The organism is Paenibacillus lacisediminis (assembly GCF_046567315.2).
The window spans coordinates 435,698-456,958 of record NZ_JBKIAX020000002.1 but is presented as its reverse complement, the minus strand read 5'-3'; the positions used below and the strand labels follow the sequence as shown (position 1 = coordinate 456,958).

Below are 21,261 nucleotides of genomic sequence, written 5' to 3'. Positions count from 1 at the left end.
TAAATATTCGGTATAAAATTATAAAGCCGCTGGACAACTTCCGGCGGCTTTTATGTCACTAAATTGTCAAAATAACCCCGCGGAATTCCGATGATTGTCAAACACTTTTGCATTTTGATATGATAAAGTTTATAGCGAGAGCAAAATATTGCCGAATAATTTACGGATTTATTGATATAGCTTAGTCCCAAACTCAATAAAAATTTGTAGGAGGATGAATCGCGTGGACAAACCATTAAGATATCAGGCTTCTTCGGAATCCGCTGCGTTGTCCGTGAGACCTACTCCTCCGGGAGAGACGGCGACTTGGAAAGATTTCATCGCTTTGACCAAGCCGGGAATCCTGCGTTCGAACCTGATCGCGTCCTTCGCCGGTTTTTGGTTGGCTTCACATTGGCAACTGCAATACGGCAAGCTGATTTTGATGCTGCTGGGAACGATGCTGGTCATGGCCTCTTCGTGTGTTTTTAACAACTATTTCGACCGGGAAATGGATATGAAGATGGCCCGCACGAAAAATCGCGCCCTCCCGACCGGGAAGGTTTCCCCGAAAACGGTGCTTTGGTACGCGGTTGTTTTGGGCATTCTGGGCCTTGCCGTTTTGTTCGTGTTTTCCGGCCCGCTGGCCGGCCTGTTCGGCGCAGTGGGCATGTTCGTGTACGTCGTTGTTTATACTCTTTGGCTGAAAAGAACCTCGACCTGGAGCACCTCCATCGGGGCGATTTCCGGGGCGATGCCGCCGGTTATCGGCTATGTCGCGGCGACTGGCACCGTCGATCTGGGCGCATGGCTGCTGTTCGCCATGTTGTTTTTGTGGCAGCCTCCGCATTTCTGGGCGCTTGGCATCCGGCGCACGGAGGAATACCGCGCGGCCGGCTTTCCGCTGCTGCCCGTAGTGAAGGGCGTTCCGCGGACGAAGCTGCAGATGATTCCGTATCTGGTTTTGCTCGTACCCATTCCGATCCTGATGTACGTTTATGATTACACGGGTATCTGGTTTCTGGTGATCGCGGAAATTTTGTCGGTCGCCTGGCTGTTGATGGCGCTGACGGGCTTCCGTACCAAAGACAACGATGCTTGGGCGAAAAGGGTTTTTCTGTTCTCCGTAAACTATTTGACGGTGAACTTGATCGTAATGATTCTCGATACCGTTCGGTTGTGATGGAGGTCTGAGGGATGGCTGTTTTAAAAAAATACAAGTGGACCTGGATTTTGCTGGCGATCTGCGTTGTTTTGGCGGGATATCTGCTGTGGGACACGTATGCCGCCAAGCCGAAGCTTCCGGTTATCCGGCCGGTGGGCGAATTCAGCATGCAAAATGTGGACGGCAAGACAGTCACCCTGGAGGACACGAACGGAAAGGTCAGATTGTTTTATTTCTTCTTCGCCAACTGCCCCGACGTTTGTCCGATTACGACGTTCCGGTTAAGCCAGGTGCAGGATATTTTGAAGGAAAAGGGCTTGTTCGGCAAAGACGCTTCCATCGTCTCGGTCACCTTTGACCCGCAGCGGGATACGCTGGAGAACGTCAAAGCTTTTGGCGATAAATTTAAGGCCGATTATTCGGGCTGGTATTTCCTGCGCGGGGATGAACAGAAGACATTCGACCTGGCAATGAACTCGTTTCAAATCCTGATTAACAAAGATAACGACGGAAACTTTGTGCATATGGACCTGATTGGGATGGTCGACCGCGAAGGACGCCTGCGCGAAATTTACCGCCCTGAGGCGACGCCCGAGGAAATCGCTCAAGGCGTGATCGATTTGGCACGAGAATAAATATATAACAGCTTAATATGAAGCCGGCGGAGGATATAAAATAAATTCCTCCAGTCCGGCTTTTTCCAATTGGGCGATTACATATTCGTCAGGCGTTCCTTCTACCCCGGCGTACCCTCGTCTTGTATAAATTTGTTCGGCATCGGGAAAAGCGTCCCTGAGGACGGCGCGGATTCTTTTCCCGGACGGATCGTTGTCCAGAAACAGATAAAGCTCGTCGTCCCCCGCCTGCTTGCGCAGGGATTCGAGTTTTGCCGTGTTCAGTGTGCCAAAGGTGCAAAGGATACGCACCTCATCGCCCAGCAGGCGGCGCAGCTTGCTGCGGTCGTTTTTGCCTTCGACAATGATGCTGACGCTCAATCTAAAATCACCCCGGGAGTAGGATTGGATCGGTTTGGTATGCTTATAGTTTATACCGGGCGGCGGGTGTGATGCAAAGTACGGCGTGGTGATTTGCCGTTAGCAGCAGTCCTTATTCGGCATTTCAACACACATTTTGTGCTGATTTTGAGCAAATAAGTGCATGTCGGTCCGTTAGAGCAGGAAATTGCCGGGAAATGAACGAATAAGGTCATCTGAGTCCGTTAGGGGAACCGTCGGAACCGTCGGAACCGTTATCAATGAAGACAACCGCTAGACGTTATACTTATGTGTTAAAATAAGTCAATAACCTGCTCAGGTTAAAACCGCGGACTATTGTTCAGGATAGAAAGGTGAATCGTGATCAGATGCTTGGGCTTGAGTTAAAGCGAAATGCCAGAATCGGCGGGGAAGGCGAAGCTTCTTCCCGCAGCCAATACCGTATCCGCAAGGTCCTTTCCGTCAGCGAGCTGGCGGTCGTGTATGCCGCGCGAAATGAAACGGACGGAAGCAGATGCGTTGTGAAGGAATTTTGCCCGGGGCGATTCGTGTACAGGAGCAAGGACGGATCGGCGCTGCGCCGCAAGGCCGGCACGGCGGCCGATAAATACGCGGTGCTTTGGAACGCTTTTCAGCAAGAAGGGGCGCTGCTGGAGAAGCTTGAGCACCCGGGAATCGTGCGCTGCCTGGACCGTTTTGAACAGAACGGGACAGCGTATATCGTGATGGAATACTGCGAAGGCGTCACACTGGATAAATACATAGCTGCAAATAAAGCGGCAGTTACACCGCGTTTTTTCCACCAAACGATCCTCCCGTTAATCGACACATTGGATTATTTACACCGCTTTGGCTTCATTCACCGCGACTTGAAGCCGGGCAATCTGATGATCTCAAGCGGCGGGGACTGCAGGCTGCTTGATTTTGGTTCGGCGGCAGCAACGGGGGAAACGCAAGAGCGGCGGCCGATTTTGACAACGGCGGGATATTCCCCGCTCGAATTGTATTCGGAGCAGTCGCGCCAGGGTCCGGAAAGCGATATTTACAGCCTGGCCGCCGTGCTGTATTTCTGCTGCCGGGGGGAGGCTCCCACCGATGTCCGCAAACGCTTGTTCGAGGACCGGCAGGAACTGGCCGGCGCGGAGATGAAGCGCGCCTGGCCGTTTCTGTCCCGGGCGATCGAACGAGGACTTGCCGTTTCGGCAGATAAGCGCCGCGTTTCGCTGGACCGGTTCAAAGCGGCCATCCGCCTCGAACATAGGCTCAGCTGGCTGTATCGGCGCGGGTATAAATATTAGTGCTTGGCTTGATCGCTTTGTAGCGCAGCTCCAGCTCGGTAATTCCGTCCTCGAAGGTGATGTACAGCTTGTCGTTGTATTCGAGGGTTTCCCGTTTGTTGCTCGCCAGCGGCGTGCGGTTCCGCACCAGCGAGCAGCGCGATTTGTTTTGCACGATCAGGGTGCCTCCCTTGCCCGCCGTAAAGAAAATATTCCGCGCTTCCGGCAGCGGTTCGTTGACGTCGAGGCTTTGGAACAGCTCGCCAAGGTTGACGGTTCGGCCGTCAAACGAGGTGAGCGGCCACGATTTGACCGGGATTTCGCTGCCGCTGGCCGTGGCCAGGAAATAACCTTCCAGCTTTCCGGCAAAAGCCGGCTTGGGCCGCAGCCAGAAATACAGGGCAACGCCGATCAGCGCCAGGGCAATTCCTCCGGCGATGGACCATTTCAGCACCGTATATTTGGATTTAATGTTCAGCGCCAGATGGGCTGTGACCTGGGCGCCTTCCGAATCGGTGGCGGTAATCGTCAGCTCCGCTCCGCCGGTCCGCAGCGGCGCAATGTGCAGTTGATCGCCAACCAGTTCGGCCCGGGCCGCCTTGCCCGCCGCGTCCTGCAGCGCAAAGCTCAGCTTATCCCCGTTTTCATCGAGGAACAACGTGTTCAAATCGAGTTCTGTCAGCCCGTCTTCTTTCGTCAGCTGAAGCCGCTGTTTTCCTTGAACAACCGGGGCCAGGTTGACGATTTTCTGAACATTTGCCGGCGTGTTGCGGAAAAAGGTATCTCCCTCCATTTTCACATACCACTCGTATTCCCCCGAAGCGCTGAATGTGTGCTCGGCATAAAACCTTGTTCCTTCGTTTTTCATTTCCACCACGTTTTCGGTGTACGCGGCTTTATCCAAGACGACCAGTTCGGCGCTTAGTCCCTGATAAAGCTCCTTCTCCTCCAACGGTTCGTTCGAACTAGCGTCGATCAGAAACGCTTCGATTCCGGCGGGTTTTCCCTTTACCGCCTCCCCCTTCGTCAGCTTGGCTTTCGCCTCCATGGCGTAGCTGCCGAGCAAGCTGATTTTCACCAAATCTCCCGAGCTGCCCTTGAATTTGAGCGTCGCGGTTCCTTTTTTCGGTGCGGTGATTTTCAGCAAAGTGTAGCTGTTTGACTTGAACAGGCGAATGTTCTTGGAACTGTAGAACAGCTGCGCGTCCTTCAGCGGGTGCGCGGATAACAGGATGATATTGGCCTCGCTCATCGAAGAGTTGGGGATTTCCACCTGAATCTCCTGCATTTTTCCGGAAGCGGTCACCCCGGCCACGGGCATGAGCACGGAGCGCATTTCCCGGGCGAAAATCTGATTGAAAATTTCCGGCAAATCATCCGCGCTGCTGGTCGTATAGAAAGCGCCTCCGGTGTTTTGCGCGATCCGTTTCAGTTCATCGGGATTTACCGTGCCATCATGATTCAGGCCGATCGTGTAAATGGGGTACCCGTGTTTTTTGGCCATGGCGATCGCGGTATCGCTGTCTTTCGCCGAATCTTCCTTGGTTCTGGATTGCCGGTAAGGGCCGAAATCCGTTTCACCGTCGGACAGCAGGATGAGAAACGGTTTGCGGCCTTCCGTTTGCCCGCCGTTTGCGGAAGCCGTCAGCAGCTTGCTGCCCGTGAGCAGGCCCAGACCCAGATCGGTGTAACCTGTCCGGCGAAGCCCCTCAATCTGCCGCTTGATCTCGTCCCGTTTGGAAGCGACGGAGATCGGGGTCAGCGGTATGGAATTGACGATTTGATGATTGTAGGCGGAGAATCCGATGCGCGTCCGGCTGGCATCGCTGATATCCATGAACATGCGGACGACCTCGCCCGCCATTTTGTCCGGATCGGCATGGTTCATCGAGTAGCTCGTATCGAGTACGAAGATGGCGTCAAAGGCCTCCTGATTTTGCGGCTCTTGCTGCTGTTCGGCGGCCTGAACGGGAACGGAAAACGAGCAAGCCGTTACAACCATCAGCAAAAACAGGAGTATAGTCCTAGAAATGATGAAAAATGTAATAATGTGTCGATTCTTCTTGTGAACCATTATCCAATACCCACCTCAATTATCTAAAAATATACAAAATAGATATATTAAACTATCTACCAACTATCTCCTTTATATCGGATTGACCATTTTAAATTTGTATAGAATTCCAAAAAATAGGTCTCCGATTGGATAATCATCCCTTTCATAGGTTTTTCTATAGGTCTAAAATCCTTATTTCAGGGGCAAATGCTATAGATTGACAATTCAGGCGGACGCTGTTTATGATTACCCCTAAAGGCCTGACCGGAAAGTGCCGGTTTCGAAAAAACCTAAATACAGAGCACTATTTTTGGGGCCTGCAGCCGCATGAAATATGGGGTTTTTGGCATAGGTAATGCGTCTTTGAAGAAGCGGGAGGAGGACAAAAAGATCTATGGATATCATCAATCAAACCAATCGGACGATGCTGTTTGATGAGATCAATCCGGAGAAACTGGACTTGCTGACAATTGTGGGCGATGTCAAAGGGATCGACAGCTTAAGCGACGACAAGATCAAGGAGATCAACGAGCATCTGCTCATACGCAGCTTTGACGAATTTTTGACAAAGTTTTCGCCGTGCGTGTATTCGTTTTTCAATGCGGCCAATCAGAAAGTCGTTTATACGCTGAAAAAGCCTGAGGGCATCGCGGAAGATGCGATTTCGGAAATCCGGATTGACCAGAACAACGATTTTCTGAAAATGCTGTTTACGCTGATCGATACGAAGCGGAGCCAGGGCATGACCAACGTCGATTTCAAATTCGAGAATTTGCTCGACATGATTTCACCGAAAAAGGTTATGGACGATATCCGGCAGGTGCGCAAAGAAATCCATTACTTGTACGGACAATATGACAAGCTGGACGAAGAGGATCCGAAGAAGCTGGATTTGGGCGACAAGCTGAATGCGATGTTTGAAGAGGCAAGTGCAAATTATAACAATGTTATGGCGATGCTGCCGCTGGCGATCGAAGACATTAAAACGCGGCTCCTGCTGGGTGGCTCCAGTGAGGAAAAAGACGCCGAAGCCGTGCAGATCGGGATGCTGACGATCGGAGAAAGCGGCGAATTGAAAATCATCGAGGCGCCGAAGAGCGAAAGCACGGAGCTGGTGCTGCTCGACGAGAAGGGCTCCAACGGTTTGGCGCTCGTCTTCGAAGATGATTACAACTCGATTACGGAGGCGCCATCCGGATATGTACGCGACCTAGTTGTACGTACCTTTAGCCCGTTGCCGGCCATAAGCACGGAAGTCAACGTGGAACAGGAAGTGCAAAACTACAACACGTATCTGGAATTTTACAAGACGGCCAAGGACGATTTTGTAAAAACGGTCAAACCGCTTGTGGAGAAAATTTTGGGCGTGAAAATGTTTTTTGACCAATATGCCGTGAAGAACAGAGGGATGCAGCCGTCAATGCTCGTCACGAACAGCAAGCTGGAGATGACTGTCAAGAGCTCCAACATCCCGCGGCTGGAGACGTATCTGAACACCGTTAACGCGAAAAACGATTTCACGGATACGATCTGGTTCGGCATCGTGCCTTCGGTTGAGCTGGAAAGTGCGGGCAAAGTGAAAGTCAGCCGTGAGCGCTTCAAGGGCAACGAGAAAATCGTCAAGCAGGACGGCAACAACATGGAATCGCTGGCGATGCTGCTTACGGTCGTGAAGGAATTCAAGGTGCAGGTATTCTTCAGCTTCGAATCGGGCGAGGAGACGACATTCAACAACATCGCCACCTCGGGAGTCGACAAATACATCGACAAATGCGCGATGCTCATCCGCAAGGATTACAGCGAATTCGCCATTCCGTGCCTGCCGAACTTTACGGTCATCCCCAAGGAGAAATCGGGCGTGATCATCGACAGCCGCATGGTTCAAACCGAAGGCGGGGCGGCCCGGCTCTCCCGGGAGAAGGAAGATATTCTGAAGCTGTGGATCGAGGGCGTTTACGTGGGGGCGTCTTACGTCGCCGCCGGGGTTGCGGCCGCTTATCAGTGTCCGGAATACCTGCGGGAATCGTTCAAGAACACGAGCAAGGAGTTTCCGGGCGTGCGCTTCGACATCGAAGCGGGGGACAACAGCCTGCGCGCCGTGACGACCATGGCCAAAGAAATTACCGGCTTTACCAATACGATTAAGGATTCGATCAACCGGAAAAATTTCGGCTTTGTTTTCTCCTCCGAAAACGCGCAGCTGCAGGGAAAAGACATCCGCCGCATCACCGTTTACAAAGCGAGAAGCCTGGCGGCGTCCGAGGACGGATTCGACTCGATTTACAAGACGCTGGTCAGCACGTATATCGAGCGGATTTTGCGCTTCCAGACCGCCGACTTCAAGCATGAAAATATTATTAAATTTTTCAGCAACAACCCGAGCAGCCAGAAGAGTCAATGGCTGGCCAAACGGGGCTTCATCAACTCGATCATCTATGACGGGGACGATATAAATTACGTGATCGACGAGAAAAACAACCTTTGCCATATCGACTTGATTTACAACGGCAACGTGAAAAATCTCGAAGTGATGATCACCAAGGGCACAAGCCCTGTCAAAGCTTAGGCATATTCAAGCACAATTTTCGTATGTAGGAGGACCGGCCGCCATCCGGTGACCGCCCTCGTTACATAAATTCCGGGGCAGCTCACTGTTTAGCGCAACGCCCTGGAGCCATCATATTTTTACTTTAAGGAGGATGTATTTATGGGATTCAGACTGAAAGTTGAAGGTGCCGAAACGATCGAATTGGGATTGGACAACATCCAGAAGGTGTACTATGACACCGATACGCCGGACGACTCCAATGCCAGATCCACAGACGTGGGCTCCACGCTGAGAATCATCGGCAAAATCATCACGGCGACCGACGGCGACAAAGCCGACGACACGCTGAAGCTGGCCCTGTGGTCGCTGGTTCCCGCTGAAAAAGCGGACTGCTACCGCAAGCTGACGCTGGAAGTCATCGCCGCCAATCAGGTGGTGCGGGAAATCGTGTTCCCGAACGCATTTGTGGTCGACTACAAGGAAGCGTTTGGCGACACCGAAGGCATCGGGCAATTCGAGCTTTATGTGAAGCAGAAAAAAGACAAGACCGAACTGGCCAAGCTCAACGGCGGCTATCCGGTCAACGACATCTAAGCTTGCTTCATAGGGCGCGTGGGCGCCCGCATTTCGTAAATCTCAAGAGGCCTGGGGCCTCTTGAGATTTACTATACCTATCACGAATTCGAAAGTAGGGAAGCATTTGGCGGACTATTACGAACGGCTGGGCGTTTCCCGGAACGCGGAAGCCTCCGAGATCAAGGCCGCTTACCGCAAGCTGGCCAAGCGCCATCATCCGGATGCGAACCGCGGAGATTCCCAGGCGGAGCAAAGATTTAAAGACATCGTCGAAGCCTATGAAACGTTAAGCGACGCGGAGCGCCGGGCCGCTTACGATGAGCGCTTGCAGCGCGGGAATTTCGGCGCGCCGGGGGGAAGCGGAAAGCCGGGGCCGGAGGCGCAGCGGCGGACCGGCGGAGGGACGGGGGCAGCGGAGCCTTTCGATCCCGCGCGGATGAGGGAGCAGTTTGAGCAGTTTTTTGCCATGCCGCGCAAAGGGCAGAAGGACTCGGAACAAGGGAAGGAAGCCGAAGGGAAAAATCCGCTGGATACTTCCGCCTTGTTCAATAGCTTTTTCGGCTATCGCAAGAAATAACAATTGAGATGAATTCATCTGACGGGGGTAGCTGCCTGTGAAGACGGAGAAATCCGCTTGGATCTTATATATTGAACTCATGATATACGCCATACTGGTCGGTTTGGTGGTCTATGTATTGTTGCGGCCAGTTTATTATGTGGCGCAAATGGGCACGGTTGCGGTGTCTGCCGTGATCATCTCGGCCATCCTCTGGACGGGGGGCGACCCGAAGCTGCGTCCGGGCAGGAATCCACAGGAAGTGAGCAAAATCGTGCTGCTGGATGATGATGGAGAACGGGTGAAGGAATGGCTGATAAAAGGGGAGACGTCCGTATTGATCGGCAAGAAATCGGATCAAGGCGAAGTGGACATCGATTTGACGGATTGCGAGTACGCCTCGCTGGTCAGCCCGGAACATGCCGTATTGAACCGCGTCGGCGCCGAATGGTATATCGAGGACGCGGAATCTTACAGCGGGACGGGAATTCGCAAGGCGGGACGCAGCGACGCGAATCGGCTCATTGCCGAAGAGCCGGTACGGGTCGGTGCGGGAGATATGATTTTTATCGCGAACACCAGGCTGTTGATTAAATAAGCGGCACTCCCACTTACATTTACATACGGAGGAATGAATCTAAAAATGAGCCTGACGAGATGTATGAACGGGCATATGTTTAGTTCGAGAAAGCACGGCAACACATGCCCCTACTGCAATACGACCGTGGAGCAGCCCGCCCGCGCGCCCAAAAACGCGCAGAACCCTGCAGCCGCCGCGGATATGGATGAGAAGACGATGCCTTACCTGGGGGAAACGACCGGGATTCAGCCGGTAACCGGCTGGCTGGTATGCGTTGAAGGCGCGCAAATGGGTCAAGACTACCGGATCATGGCGGAGAAAAACTTCATCGGCCGCGCCGAAGAGATGCATATCCGGATCATCGGGGATAACGCCGTGTCCAGACGCAATCATGCGGTCATTGTCTATGATCCGAAGAAGCGCAACTTTTACCTGCTGCCGGGCGATGCCTCGGGACTTGCTTACCACAATAATGAGGCGGTGTACTCTCCCGTGGAGCTCAACGCCTACGATTTGATCCAGCTCGGGCACAGCAAGTTTGTGTTTGTGCCGCTATGCGGTCCGCATTTCGAGTGGGACAACGGTTAGGAGCCGGGATGATGGGGATGGGTGATTGGTTCACTACTGATGTGCTCGTGGTCTACGCGGCGGTGCTTGTTGTGGTCGCTGTTTTGATCGTCCTGCGCCAACGGCTGCGCGCGGCCGTTGGCGCGGGTCCGGCCCGGACGGTGGCGCCTTTGTCGCCTTCGGCGGATATGGAACAGCAGCCGGACCGGGAAATTTCGATCGGCAATGCGCAGACGATCGGCCGGCGCGCGGAGCAGGACGATTATTTCGCCAGCGCCGTGACCAAGGTGGGCACGTTGGCCGTGCTCGCCGACGGCATCAGCGGCGTGTCCAACGGCCGGATGGCCAGCACGCTGGCGGTCACGATGTTTTCGCGGGAGTTTCTGAAGCTGGATGATGCCGGGGATATCCCGGAATTTTTTCACAAGGCGTCGATTGTCAGCAACCGGGCTATTATGGAGCAGCTTGGCGGAGCGATTGGAGGCACTACGCTCGTCGCCGCCGTGATTTCGGATCATCGGCTGCATTGGGGCGCGGTCGGGGACAGTCTGATTTTGCTGTTCCGGGACGGGGAGTTTCTGCCGGTGAATTCCAAGGATACGTTTGAGAGCGTGCTCGAAGCCAGATATTTGGCGGGGGAGATCGGCCGGGAAGAGGTCAGCGGCCATCCGATGAAAAATCAACTGACCAATTATTTGGGCTACGGGGGCTTTATGAGCATGGAGATCGGCGAGCCGATCCTACTGGAGCCAGGGGACATCGTTATCCTGTGCAGCGACGGCGTCTATGACGCGCTGACGGAAGTGGAGATGGAAGAGATCCTGATGCAAAGGATGCCGCCGCAAGAAACGGCGGAGGAAATGATCGCTTGCGTGGAGCGGAAGAGCTACAAGCATCAGGATAATGCGACGGTCCTCATTCTGGAGCATTAATCATCACCCTCGCGCCTGTGCGCGGGGGGAACGGGGGAACGCATGAGGAAGGAGAACAGCGATTTCAAGACAGCATTCGTCTCCGAAGCGGGTTCGCATTTCGACAACCGGGATTATTTTGCTTTCGTGGAGCTTGACGACATGGCCTGCTATGTCATTGCGGACGGCCTCGACCTGGATAAGGAAGTGCGCAGCGCGCAGATGGCGGTTGAGGTGATTCTGGAAAGCTTTATGGAAAAGCCTTCGATGTCCCGCCGCAAAATCCGCCAGGATCTGGAGGCGGCGCACGAATGGCTGAAATTTGAAAGCCGCCGGGTCCGGTTAAAGGCAAGCGTGCTGGTCGTCGTCACGGATTATACGCGGATGGTGTGGGCGACCTGCGGGAACGCGCGGCTGTATCAATTCCGCGGCGGCCGGGTGAATTTGCGCTCCAAGGACCAGAGCCTGACGCAGCTGATGCTGGATCAGGGAAGGCTGGCCGAGGACCGCAACTACAATCACGAAGAACGCGGCAATCTGCTCAATTACATGGGCAGGCCCGAGCGCTTTGAGCCGTATGTTTCGGACAAAATGCCACTGACGGACGGCGATGTGCTGCTGCTGGCGACTCAGGGCGTCTGGGAGCAGGTGGACCTGCCGGAAATGCTGGACGCGCTCGCGGAAGCGAGCGATCCGGAGAGCTTGACCGATACGCTGGAGGAGGTCGTGCTCAGCAAGCAGCAAAAGTCGGTCAGCAATTATACGGCGGCCGCCGTGTATGTGAACAAGACGTTTACGGAAAAACCGAAAAACATCAAAAAGTGGATTTTGCGCGGTGCCATGCTGTTGCTGACGCTGGCGATCGCCGGCGGCGGTGTCTGGTACGTCAAGGCGAAGCAGGCGGAAAAACTGGCCCAGACGGCCGTCTCGATGGTCGAAAATGAGGAGGACGGGGACAGATACGCTTCCGCCGGCGACTACGCCAAGGCGCTGAAGTCCTACAGCGAGGCGAAGAACGCCGCCAGCAAGCTGAAGGACAAGCTGCATTTTCAGCTGCTGCGCGGCAAGCAGCAGGTGGCGCAGTTCCTGAGCGACGGCGACGGCTATGTGCAGGACGGCAGCTACGATATGGCGGTGGACAGCTACAACGAAGCGCTGAAGCAAGCGGACAAATACAAGCCGTTTAAGGCGGAGGATATCAAAGCCAGGATCGAACGCGCCGGGGCGATTGAAGCCTTGTCTGAGGTGATCAAAGAAGGCGATAAGCTGTTTCAGGGGCAGGATTACAACGGAGCTCTCGAGGTGTATTTAAAAGCGAAGAACGCGGCGGTTGAAGCGGAATACGAGAGCGGGCAAAAGAAAGTGGAGGAGAAGATCGAGCAGACGCAAAGCAAGATCGACAACATTTACAAGGAAACGAGAACGCTGAAAGCGGACAATTTGGAGAAAAAAGGCGATCGCAGCCTTGCCGCGATGGATTATGCCGCGGCGATTGAGTCCTATAAGCTGGCTCAGGAAATTTATCAGGAAATCGACAAGCTGGAGCGGGTGCTGGCGATGGAGCGCAAAATCTCCCAAGCCGACGAGAAGCTAAATCCCGCGGTTCCGGCGGCGGCCTCATCCGGTGAGGCTGCCGGGGCGGGCGGCAACGCTGCGGGGAATCTGAATCAGCAGCAGCAAGCAGCGGCGGGTTCAGCCGGCGGCGGCCAAGCCGGGGCAAGCCAGCAGGCGTCAGATGCGGCGGCGGGTTCGTCCGCTAAAGAGCAGTCCGGGACCCCAGCGGGCAGCGGTGAAGGCGCGGCCGGAGGGAACGGTGCAGCCGGTACAACAAGCGGTAACGGCAAGGCTGGCGGAAACGGTACGACCAGTGGAAATGCCGGAGCCGGGAAGAACAGTGGAAACGATGGAGATGGCGGTAACAAGACCGATACGGGAGCCAAGGCCGATAATGGCGCGGATGCCAAGACCAATGCCGATGCCGGCGATGCATCCAATACCGATGCGGAAACCAATGCCGGTACGGATACCAAGGCCAATGCCGGCAAGGAAGACAAGGCCAATGCCGGTACGGACGGCACATCCAATACCGATGCGGAAGCGGGTTCGACAGGTAACGGGGCGGCGAAGGGGGCTCCCCCGGCAGGCCCGACTTCTTCCAAAGGAGGGAACGCTTCATGAAGGATATTATCATGGACCGCTTAAGCAAAATGGAGGATTTGCAGCAGCGCCGGCTGCTGCGCAATTTGATGAGCGGCGTGTTCCTGAATCTCGTGGAATACCAGGAAGAACTGAACCGGCAGCTGGAGCGCCGGGTGTTCGAGGAAGTGGGCGAATACGACGGAAAATACGACGTTTTCGTCTCCGCGTGCTCCAGGGAGGAATGGGATCCGCTGCATGAATATTTGTTCCCGATGATTCCGGAGGACACGGAAGCGGGCAAAATCGATCTGCGCACGGTGGTATCCGGCTTGCGCGACGGGGAAGAGGTGCGGATCTGCACGCTTTTTCTGGAATGCAAGTATGCGGAAATTCAGCAGCTGCTGCACAGTGGACGCCGGTTCAAAGGGGAGTTGGTCACGTCCCAAGGCCGCTATGCCGTGGAGTTCAAGCTGGAGCGGAATATGACGTACATCCGGGAGATCGAGAAGCTGTATCATGTTTTCCTTAGCAACGGGCTGCCCTGGAAAACGGTCAATCATCCATATGCCCATAAGTTTGTGGACGCGGTGCTGACCGAGGTGGACGGAGAACTCGGCGAGGAGGAAGAAGTGCTGGAGCTTACCGTTCATTTGGAGGAATACGAGCCGTACAAACGGGCGGATATGATTCCTTTGTGGAACATCCAACGCCTTGAGCTGAAAACGGGTGGTTTTCCCGTGCCGGCCGCGGACCGCGTTAACTTTGAGCACGTGCTGCCTTTACGGAAAACGGGCGTGCAGCACGGCTACCTCGTGGACGTCGACGATGACAGCATCCGCTACGTCAAACGCACGCCGGAGGAACTGACCGTCGTCTCGCCGCTGGAGAAGTCGGATATGTGGCGGGTGCTTATGCTGGTCGAGCCTTTTGAATCGGTGGTCAGCAGACCGGGATACGCGCTGCTCTCCAACCGGCAGAAGGAGGATTTCATCGGCAGCTACCGCCGCCAGCAGGGGCAGATCGTCCGGTCCCGGGGCGAGATTTTGCGGCTGGTGCATTCTTTTGCTGCGGCGGAGGCGCTGGAACTGACGGATGTGGAAATTCGTCCGCCGGGCGTGAGCCGGGCGATCACGTATGAGCTGAACCGGTTTATTACGGATGAAGTGCGGGTGGACAACGGGAAATGGCGGATGTGCCTGAAGTTTGGCGACCGCGGCTTCACAAGCCGGCTTGCGTTTATGGCCGAGGATGTGATGAGTTTTCTCGTCTCGGAGGTCCAGCTTTTGTTCCCGGAATACCGCTGTGAAGGAGAATGGGCTTGAATTACATTTGGGATCTGCTCGTGAGGGCCGGAGAAGCCGGGATCGAAAAACGGCAAGTCAAGTTCCTGCCGGCCAAAGTGTATTCGCCGTATATGGAGCTGAGCCTGCACGAACTCAACGCGGGCGCGGGACAGCACGGTCTGGAGGTCGAGGTGAATCCCCATTACCGGTTCCCGGCTTTGTTCGGCGATCTGCTGGATATCAATCTTACGGAGGACCCCGAGTTCCGGAGCGTGCTGTTCGATATTTTGATGCATTTTTTGGCCGAGCTCGATTTGATGCAGGGCATGAACAAGCGGGAGTATTACATCCGGTTCGTGCTGCGCGATCTGAAGTCCGGGGCGTTCGGGGAGCGGGTAAAAGAACGCATGAATCTGTTTGACCGCGACGAACAGGAGTTTATCGCCGGCGCGATCCTGCGGATGTACGATACCGGCGAGCCGCTGCATCTGCTGAAAAGCGCGGTCGGCCGCGTGTTCCGCCGCTCCACGATCTACGTGAACAGCGAGGAGAAGGACGAAATGCTGTTCTATATCGGCCAGAAGCGGACGGAGCAGGGCCGGCTTAAGCTGGAGACGCTGATGGAGCTGTTCCTTCCGGTCCGCTACCGCACCGAGGTGTACTGGGACTGCCATGTCGGCATTATCGACGCGGAGGAGACGATGATCGTGGACCGGATCGCGTTGTATTGATTTTCAGGTTGCCCGAGAGACTCTAACGAGAAAATAAAGGAAAAAAATACCGCTATTCCGCCGCTATCCCCATTTTGAGAGAAATAGAGGAACTTTATGCCGCTATTTTCTCGAACCGCAAGGAAATGCCTGCGATCTAAACCATTCATAGGAAAATAAGCACAAAAAATTCCCCTATTGGGGATGAACAAGCCTGGCTGCGGACCATAAGAACATAAAATTCCGTTATTTTTGTAGGCCAGAGAGGATGGTTTGGGGAATGGAGGAGAAGCCGCTGCGGAAGACGCGAAAATATTGCGATAAATGGCGTCGTCGTCACGAAACAGGAGGGAAAAAGCGCATGAGGGGATTTAAATTGTATACCGATTCCGCCGGCCGGGAGCGCGGACGCGGACAAGCCCGTTACTCGCGGGAGGAGCTCGCCGAAATGACCACGTTCCAGCTCCGGAACATCTGTTACCGAGAACGGCTTGTGGAAGGGTTAAGCCAGCGGCTGGACCGGGAAGAGACGATCCGCATCATTTTGAAATATTTGGGCGTGGAGGAGCGTTTGTTGATCGGACCGCGCTGCGAAGGCGGAATCGAGCGGGTACAGACGGCGATGCGCAAGTATATGCAGGCTCCGCTGCAGGGAGACGGCGGCATTCGCGTGCCGGCCCGCATCGTTTTGTATCCCGGGATCGCCGTGGAGCGGCTGGACGGCTACGAAGTGAAGGCGCCGGCGGGATATGCGGAGTCCAACGTGCTGCTCGTCAACGACCGGATGGAGCTGTGCGGGATTTTTCATCTGCGCCGGGACGAGGAAAGGCCGGGGGGCTATTATTTGGCCGCGCATCACGACGGCGAGTGGCGGCGTACGGCAAACCGGCAGTACAGCCTGCTGTTTCTGCGCCGGCAGGATTCGGAATACGTGTACAAGACGTATTACCAGGAACGGGAGTTGCCCCCGACCCATATCCACTATTACAAAATCCCGCTGGCCGATCTGGAAATTTGCGAGCTCCAGGAGACGGGCGCCGTACTGGCGATCGATTTCGGGACCTGCAATACGACGGCGGGAGCCTACCTATATCCGGGCTACACCAAGTTTCCAGCGGGTCACGATCCGCTGAACGGGCAAATCCGGCTTGGCGAAATCAATTTCGTTAAATTCCCCGATCCGGATGGCTCCGAGCGGACCGAGGCCTTGCCTACGGCGGTTGGCGTGGCGGATTGCTCCGATCCCGGCGGGGTCAAGTATGTTTTTGGCCATGAGGCGCTGCAAAGCGGCCGGCGCAGCAGCTTCGGCAGCCGGGCCTCCGTGTTCCAGGGGCTGAAGCGCTGGGTGAATGATTACGGAAAAACGGTCGAAGTGATGGACAGCGAAGGCAATACCGCGCTCGTGACGCGGACCGAGCTGCTGCGCGCCTATCTGGAATACGTGATCCGCATGGCGGAGCATCAATTCAAATGCAAGTTCAAGCAACTTCATTTCACTTCACCGGTGAAGATGAAGACGCCGTACCTGAATATGTTCTCGGAGCTTTTGCCGGATCACCGGATTGAGCAGGAGAACGCGCTAGATGAAGGGATGGCTGTGCTGTACAACACGATCGCCGACGGGATCGAGCGCAATATCTTTGACGAAGGCGCCGAATACAAGGCGCTTGTGATCGATTGCGGCGGGGGGACGACGGATTTGTCCTCGTGCGCTTTCCGGGTCGAAGACGGGCATATGTCATACCGGATTGCCATCGAGGCGACCTATGAGAACGGGGACACTCATTTTGGCGGCAACAACATTACATATCGGATTATGCAATTTTTGAAAATCGTCTTTGCGGACTACTACACGGGAAAAAAAGGTATGACGGATATCGACGCGCTGATTGCTTTTCCGGGCAACGATTTGTTCCGGGAGGTGGATGAGCGGGGCGTGGACGCGGTTTACGCCGAGCTGGAGCGCAGGTACAAGGAAGCGGAGGCCGTGATTCCGACGGCGTTTGCGATGTATGAGAACCGCTCTCGCGAGGAGTACATGCGGGTGCGGAGCAATTTTTATTTTCTGTGGGATATTGCCGAGGAAATGAAGGAGCAGTTTTTCCGCAAAACGGGCGTGCTGATGAACCGGTTCCAGGCGGAGCATGGCGTGTCCGTGTCGGATGGACATGGGCTGCATTACGGCAGCCGGGCGGCGTTGCCGCAGGGAGATGGCGTGCTGGAGATGACCCGGGTGGAACGCTGGTTCCTGTCCGTGTTCCGGAGCGGCGATTTGAAGGACGAATACGAAATTCCCGACGTGGTGTTCAACATCCAGGAGATTACGCAGCTCATCAAAGCGGACATTTACGAGGTTGTACGGCGGTTTCTTGAGGATTTTTACCGGGCTGGCGCGCTTGGGGAGTATTCGATTATTAAGCTGACCGGGCAGTCGTGCCGGATCGACGTGTTCCGCGAGGCGTTGAAGGAGTTTGTGCCGGGGCGCAGCATCGAGTTCCGCCAGAAGCCTGCGGAGGGGCGGGTGCCCGAGCTGAAGCTGGCCTGCCTGCGCGGGGCCATCCGTTATTTGAACGCGCGCAAGGCCGGGGAGATCGAAGCGAGCATCACAACCCGCTCGGCGGTGATCCCGTATACGGTGAGCGCGTTTACCCATAACCGCCGCGAGGTGGAGCTGATCAGCAGTCTGCGCCGCAGCGACAGCGCGCCGGGGGCGATTTCGCGTCCGTCAGACGTCGTCCAGCTGGATCTGTTTCTGCGCGGCAGCGATGGGACGCTGCGGCAGCAGTACAGCTACAACAACCGGTCGAAGTCTTACAAGCCGGTGCTGTACGAGGACATTCAGGTGCAATACGGGGAGCGGATTCCGCAGGACGACACCGACTCGATCGTGAACGGGGAGACGAAGTTTTTCGTGTTCGCCGACGACAATCACTGGGGGTTCCACGTGCTGCCGGTCGCCCGCCGGGATGAAGGCCTGTTCTTGGGCCGCAAAGCGCTGTTCCCGTTTGAGACGGACAGCTCGGAGCTGGATTTTTTTGATGGAATGAAATAAGGAGAGGGTCAGACATGAGGAGATTTTTTGTTCGTTTCGTGGTTCGTAATTTAGTGGGGGAAACGTTTCGCCCGGCGGTGAGAGATAACTCCGGCAGCATGATTTTGAAAAAATCAAGGTTTGTGTTCGTAAGCTGTCTGCTTGGTTTGTTGGTGACATCGGCGGGTTTTGCGCTTTTATTGCTGGATGAAAGCCCGGAGATGAAGGAGTTAATGCCGATTGCTTGGCTGATCGGTTTCGGTGCGGTTTTGCTGCTGTTCCATGTCCTAAACCATCTGGTCTTCCGGGCCGAAGTAGGCGGAAATTCCGTGAAGGTGCGTTCGCTGGGCGGCAGCCGGACGGTTCGTTACGAAGAATTGAGAAGCGTGGGCTACAGCCGTTTCAACAGCGGGCAATTGGTGCTGCAAGGCGCGGCTGGCGCGATTCGCATTCCGGCGGGAATCCGCGGGGCGGCGGAGTTCGTCGCGCTCGTCAGCGGGAAGATCGGCGAGGCCGTTTGTGTGGACGCGATAAAGGCGTTGGATGTGCGGCGGGAAGATTTGCGGAAGTGGGGCGGGTAGCGTACGGTCGGCTTGAAACTCAAGCCAAACCTAAGGGGAGGGGGCGCCGGACTTCGAAATAGCGGTACTTTATGTACTTATGATCCGGAGGCAGGCGTGTTTACCCCCATTAGCGGCATTTCTTGTACTTATTTTCCTGTGAAAGGTTCAGCACGCGGGCATTTCCTTGTGATTCGGGAAAATAGCGACATAAATGGTCTCTATTTTCCTCAAATTGATGGATATCACTAGAGTAACGACATTTTTTGTTCTTATGTTTTTCGCAGAAGGTTCTCATGATGGTTGGGTCAGCGCCGTTTTTGGTTTTGAGTCTGGCCGCCAGCGCAGAGAGAATGGACGGAATCACGAAAATTGGGGTAAAAGAGGGCTAACTCATGTATGACGTGTTATGGAGAAGATACGGCGCCTTGGTCGTCGACCGGATCATTGTCGCTATAGCCGCGCTGATTCTTAGTTTTGTTTGGATGTCATTGCAATTACTTGTTTCAGGTTATGCGGATACGGAGGGGTCGGGCGTTTCTATTTTGCTTATGCTCGTCTGCCAGTGGCTTTACTATACGCTCTTGGAATCTTCGAAGCATCAGGCGACTCTGGGGAAAATGCTGGCCGGTATCGTGGTGGTTGATCAAAACCATCGGAGAATATCCTATGGCGAAGCCAATGCCCGGTTTTTTGGGAGAATTTTGTCGGCATTTACTTTTGGAATCGGATATTTGATGGCGATTTTTACGAACAAGAAGCAGGCGCTGCACGATAAAGTAGCTTCCACCTACGTCGTTAACAAGAGCCTGCTCCGGGTACGGGAATTGGCGGAAGACGCGGAAGATACCCGCCGCTTACACCAAGCAATCCGGGCGGACCGTTCGACAGATTTTAATTGGCCCGATTGAGGTCGCGGCAGGGGGATGATTGTTTCGAAGGAGAGGGACGAATGTACGCCGGTTTTTGGAAAAGATTTTTCGCGAATCTGCTGGATTCGATGATTGTGTATTTTATTGCCTGGGTAATGATGCTTATTTCTTTGCTGCTATCTATGGTTTTTGGGGTACTCGGTTACTATGTGTTGGAGAACTGGCCGGGAGTTTATCAAATTTATAATGCGTCCGGTTATATCATCGGATTACTGATCGCCCCGTTAGCGGTATGGCTCTACTATGCGATTATGGAATCTTCAAAATTGCAAGGGACCCTGGGCAAAATGGCGCTGGGCATCATTGTCGTGAACGAGCGGTACGAACGGGTTTCGTTTTGGCGGGCGAGCGGCAGGTTTTGGAGCAGAATGGTCTCGCTTTTGACGATTTATATCGGTTATATCATGGCCGGATTTACGAAAAAGAAACAGGCGCTGCACGACAAGATTGCCCGGACTTATGTGGTCAACAAGAAGGTGCTTGAATACGGTCAAGGGCTGACCGGGCAGAGAAATGCCGCCGCGCACACCCAAGCGAATGCCGCCGCATTGTTGGAAGCTTTTGAAGAAGTAAGTCAAGCTCGTAACCGATAGAAACTGAAAGGAGGAGGATGCCTTTGTTTACCCACATCGCGCCGAAGTTTGAGAAGGGACGCATTTTGAAGACGGCGATGCTGGAGAATCTGCGGGATTTTCCGCGCGAATTCGCGGATATTTACTACCAGGATTATGCGGACGGTATCGTGACGGGGGCGGAAGTCAAGGTTGGACCGGACACGCTGACGATTCACCCAGGCATTGTAAAGCACAAGGGGCGTTTATACTCGCTGAGCGAACCGGCCGAGCTTGCGTACCAGACCACCGGGCGGGAGACCGCCGTCAAGGTTCGCTTTCTGGAGGGGAAGGAAGACAGCGACTGGAGCGTGTACCGGAGCGAAATCGTGCTGGACGAGCGGGTGGAAGCGGGGGCGGCGGAGCTGGAGTTGTGCCGGTTCAAGCTCAAGGAAGGCGCCCGGCTGCGCCAGGATTACCAAAACTTCCGGGACCTCGCCACGGAATACAATACCGTCAACCTGCTGTATGTTCCGATCGCTGCTTACGGGCAAAGTACCATGTCTCCGATCGTGATGCGCATGTTCGGCGACGAACTGCTGCGCCGGGGAAGCGCCGAACCGCAGGACCTTGCGTTTGCCATGATGTGCTTAAACGAAGGCACCCTCCACCGCGGCGTGATCCTGCACTACATCGCGGGCCGCCTCGGCATCGCGTACAAGGATTACGGCAACGCGGACATCCACAAATACCTGGCCCGCATCCTGGACAGCGCCCGCGGCGGCGGCCACCGGATGGGCATGAGCCCGGGCGGCGGGGGACGGGTGATTGTGGATTAGGGGGAG

At 54.9% G+C, this 21,261-nt stretch carries 19 protein-coding genes; 17 read left to right on the top strand and 2 right to left on the bottom strand.

Features of this window, described 5'->3' with window-relative positions:
* The first annotated feature begins 223 nt into the window (after positions 1-223).
* Both cyoE and ACLD72_RS05460 read left to right on the top strand, forming a co-directional pair.
* Positions 224-1,162 carry a heme o synthase gene (gene cyoE / locus ACLD72_RS05465; protein ID WP_251591521.1) on the top strand — a complete coding sequence of 313 codons (939 nt, stop codon included), beginning with the start codon at positions 224-226 and terminating at the stop codon, positions 1,160-1,162.
* A 14-nt stretch (positions 1,163-1,176) separates the two neighbouring features.
* Entirely contained in the window at positions 1,177-1,779 is a 603-nt protein-coding gene (locus tag ACLD72_RS05460; RefSeq protein WP_410996495.1) for an SCO family protein, read from the top strand.
* A 12-nt stretch (positions 1,780-1,791) separates the two neighbouring features.
* Here the strand turns inward: ACLD72_RS05460 and ACLD72_RS05455 are convergent, their stop codons facing one another.
* On the bottom strand, positions 1,792-2,139 hold the full coding sequence (locus ACLD72_RS05455) for a toprim domain-containing protein (RefSeq protein WP_251591517.1): 348 nt from the start codon (positions 2,137-2,139) through the stop codon (positions 1,792-1,794).
* Between the two features lie 353 nt (positions 2,140-2,492).
* Between ACLD72_RS05455 and ACLD72_RS05450 the strand changes: the two genes are divergently transcribed.
* Positions 2,493-3,437 carry a serine/threonine protein kinase gene (locus ACLD72_RS05450; protein WP_410996493.1) on the top strand — a complete coding sequence of 315 codons (945 nt, stop codon included), beginning with the start codon at positions 2,493-2,495 and terminating at the stop codon, positions 3,435-3,437.
* Here the strand turns inward: ACLD72_RS05450 and ACLD72_RS05445 are convergent.
* Complete coding sequence (locus ACLD72_RS05445) at positions 3,403-5,490, bottom strand: vWA domain-containing protein (RefSeq protein WP_410996491.1); 2,088 nt, start codon at positions 5,488-5,490, stop codon at positions 3,403-3,405. The genes ACLD72_RS05450 and ACLD72_RS05445 overlap by 35 nt on opposite strands.
* Positions 5,491-5,866: 376 nt before the next feature.
* On the opposite strand from ACLD72_RS05445, the gene ACLD72_RS05440 reads away from it, so the two are divergent.
* The 14 genes from ACLD72_RS05440 (at position 5,867) to ACLD72_RS05375 (ending at position 21,255) form a co-directional block, all read left to right on the top strand.
* The gene (locus ACLD72_RS05440; protein WP_410996489.1) at positions 5,867-8,038 is read left to right on the top strand and encodes a transcriptional regulator; all 2,172 of its coding nucleotides are present in this window, start codon (positions 5,867-5,869) and stop codon (positions 8,036-8,038) included.
* Positions 8,039-8,179: 141 nt separating this feature from the next.
* Complete coding sequence (locus tag ACLD72_RS05435) at positions 8,180-8,614, top strand: membrane-associated protease 1 (RefSeq protein ID WP_128629826.1); 435 nt, start codon at positions 8,180-8,182, stop codon at positions 8,612-8,614.
* 61 nt (positions 8,615-8,675) lie between these two features.
* Entirely contained in the window at positions 8,676-9,173 is a 498-nt protein-coding gene (locus ACLD72_RS05430) for a DnaJ domain-containing protein (protein WP_410996487.1), read from the top strand.
* A gap of 37 nt (positions 9,174-9,210) precedes the next feature.
* Positions 9,211-9,750, top strand: a complete 540-nt coding sequence (locus ACLD72_RS05425; RefSeq protein ID WP_458475599.1) for an FHA domain-containing protein — start codon at positions 9,211-9,213, stop codon at positions 9,748-9,750.
* Between the two features lie 45 nt (positions 9,751-9,795).
* Positions 9,796-10,320: an FHA domain-containing protein gene (locus tag ACLD72_RS05420; RefSeq protein ID WP_410996543.1), complete on the top strand. Its 525-nt coding sequence runs from the start codon at positions 9,796-9,798 to the stop codon at positions 10,318-10,320.
* A gap of 17 nt (positions 10,321-10,337) precedes the next feature.
* Positions 10,338-11,231 (top strand): PP2C family protein-serine/threonine phosphatase, encoded by an 894-nt coding sequence (locus tag ACLD72_RS05415; RefSeq protein ID WP_458475626.1) that lies wholly within the window; start codon positions 10,338-10,340, stop codon positions 11,229-11,231.
* A gap of 42 nt (positions 11,232-11,273) precedes the next feature.
* Entirely contained in the window at positions 11,274-13,388 is a 2,115-nt protein-coding gene (locus ACLD72_RS05410) for a serine/threonine protein phosphatase (protein WP_410996480.1), read from the top strand.
* Positions 13,385-14,671 carry a normocyte-binding protein gene (locus ACLD72_RS05405; RefSeq protein ID WP_410996478.1) on the top strand — a complete coding sequence of 429 codons (1,287 nt, stop codon included), beginning with the start codon at positions 13,385-13,387 and terminating at the stop codon, positions 14,669-14,671. Before ACLD72_RS05410 ends, ACLD72_RS05405 begins: the two co-directional genes overlap by 4 nt.
* Positions 14,662-15,363 carry an iron-dependent peroxidase gene (locus ACLD72_RS05400; RefSeq protein WP_410996476.1) on the top strand — a complete coding sequence of 234 codons (702 nt, stop codon included), beginning with the start codon at positions 14,662-14,664 and terminating at the stop codon, positions 15,361-15,363. Before ACLD72_RS05405 ends, ACLD72_RS05400 begins: the two co-directional genes overlap by 10 nt.
* Before the next feature lie 340 nt (positions 15,364-15,703).
* Positions 15,704-18,394: a molecular chaperone gene (locus ACLD72_RS05395; RefSeq protein ID WP_410996474.1), complete on the top strand. Its 2,691-nt coding sequence runs from the start codon at positions 15,704-15,706 to the stop codon at positions 18,392-18,394.
* 14 nt (positions 18,395-18,408) lie between these two features.
* Positions 18,409-18,954, top strand: coding sequence for a hypothetical protein (locus ACLD72_RS05390; RefSeq protein WP_410996472.1), 546 nt, complete (start codon positions 18,409-18,411; stop codon positions 18,952-18,954).
* A 374-nt stretch (positions 18,955-19,328) separates the two neighbouring features.
* The gene (locus ACLD72_RS05385; protein ID WP_410996470.1) at positions 19,329-19,844 is read left to right on the top strand and encodes an RDD family protein; all 516 of its coding nucleotides are present in this window, start codon (positions 19,329-19,331) and stop codon (positions 19,842-19,844) included.
* A gap of 41 nt (positions 19,845-19,885) precedes the next feature.
* Positions 19,886-20,458: an RDD family protein gene (locus tag ACLD72_RS05380; RefSeq protein WP_410996468.1), complete on the top strand. Its 573-nt coding sequence runs from the start codon at positions 19,886-19,888 to the stop codon at positions 20,456-20,458.
* Positions 20,459-20,481: 23 nt separating this feature from the next.
* Positions 20,482-21,255 carry a DNA and RNA helicase gene (locus tag ACLD72_RS05375; protein WP_410996466.1) on the top strand — a complete coding sequence of 258 codons (774 nt, stop codon included), beginning with the start codon at positions 20,482-20,484 and terminating at the stop codon, positions 21,253-21,255.
* Positions 21,256-21,261: the final 6 nt, after the last annotated feature.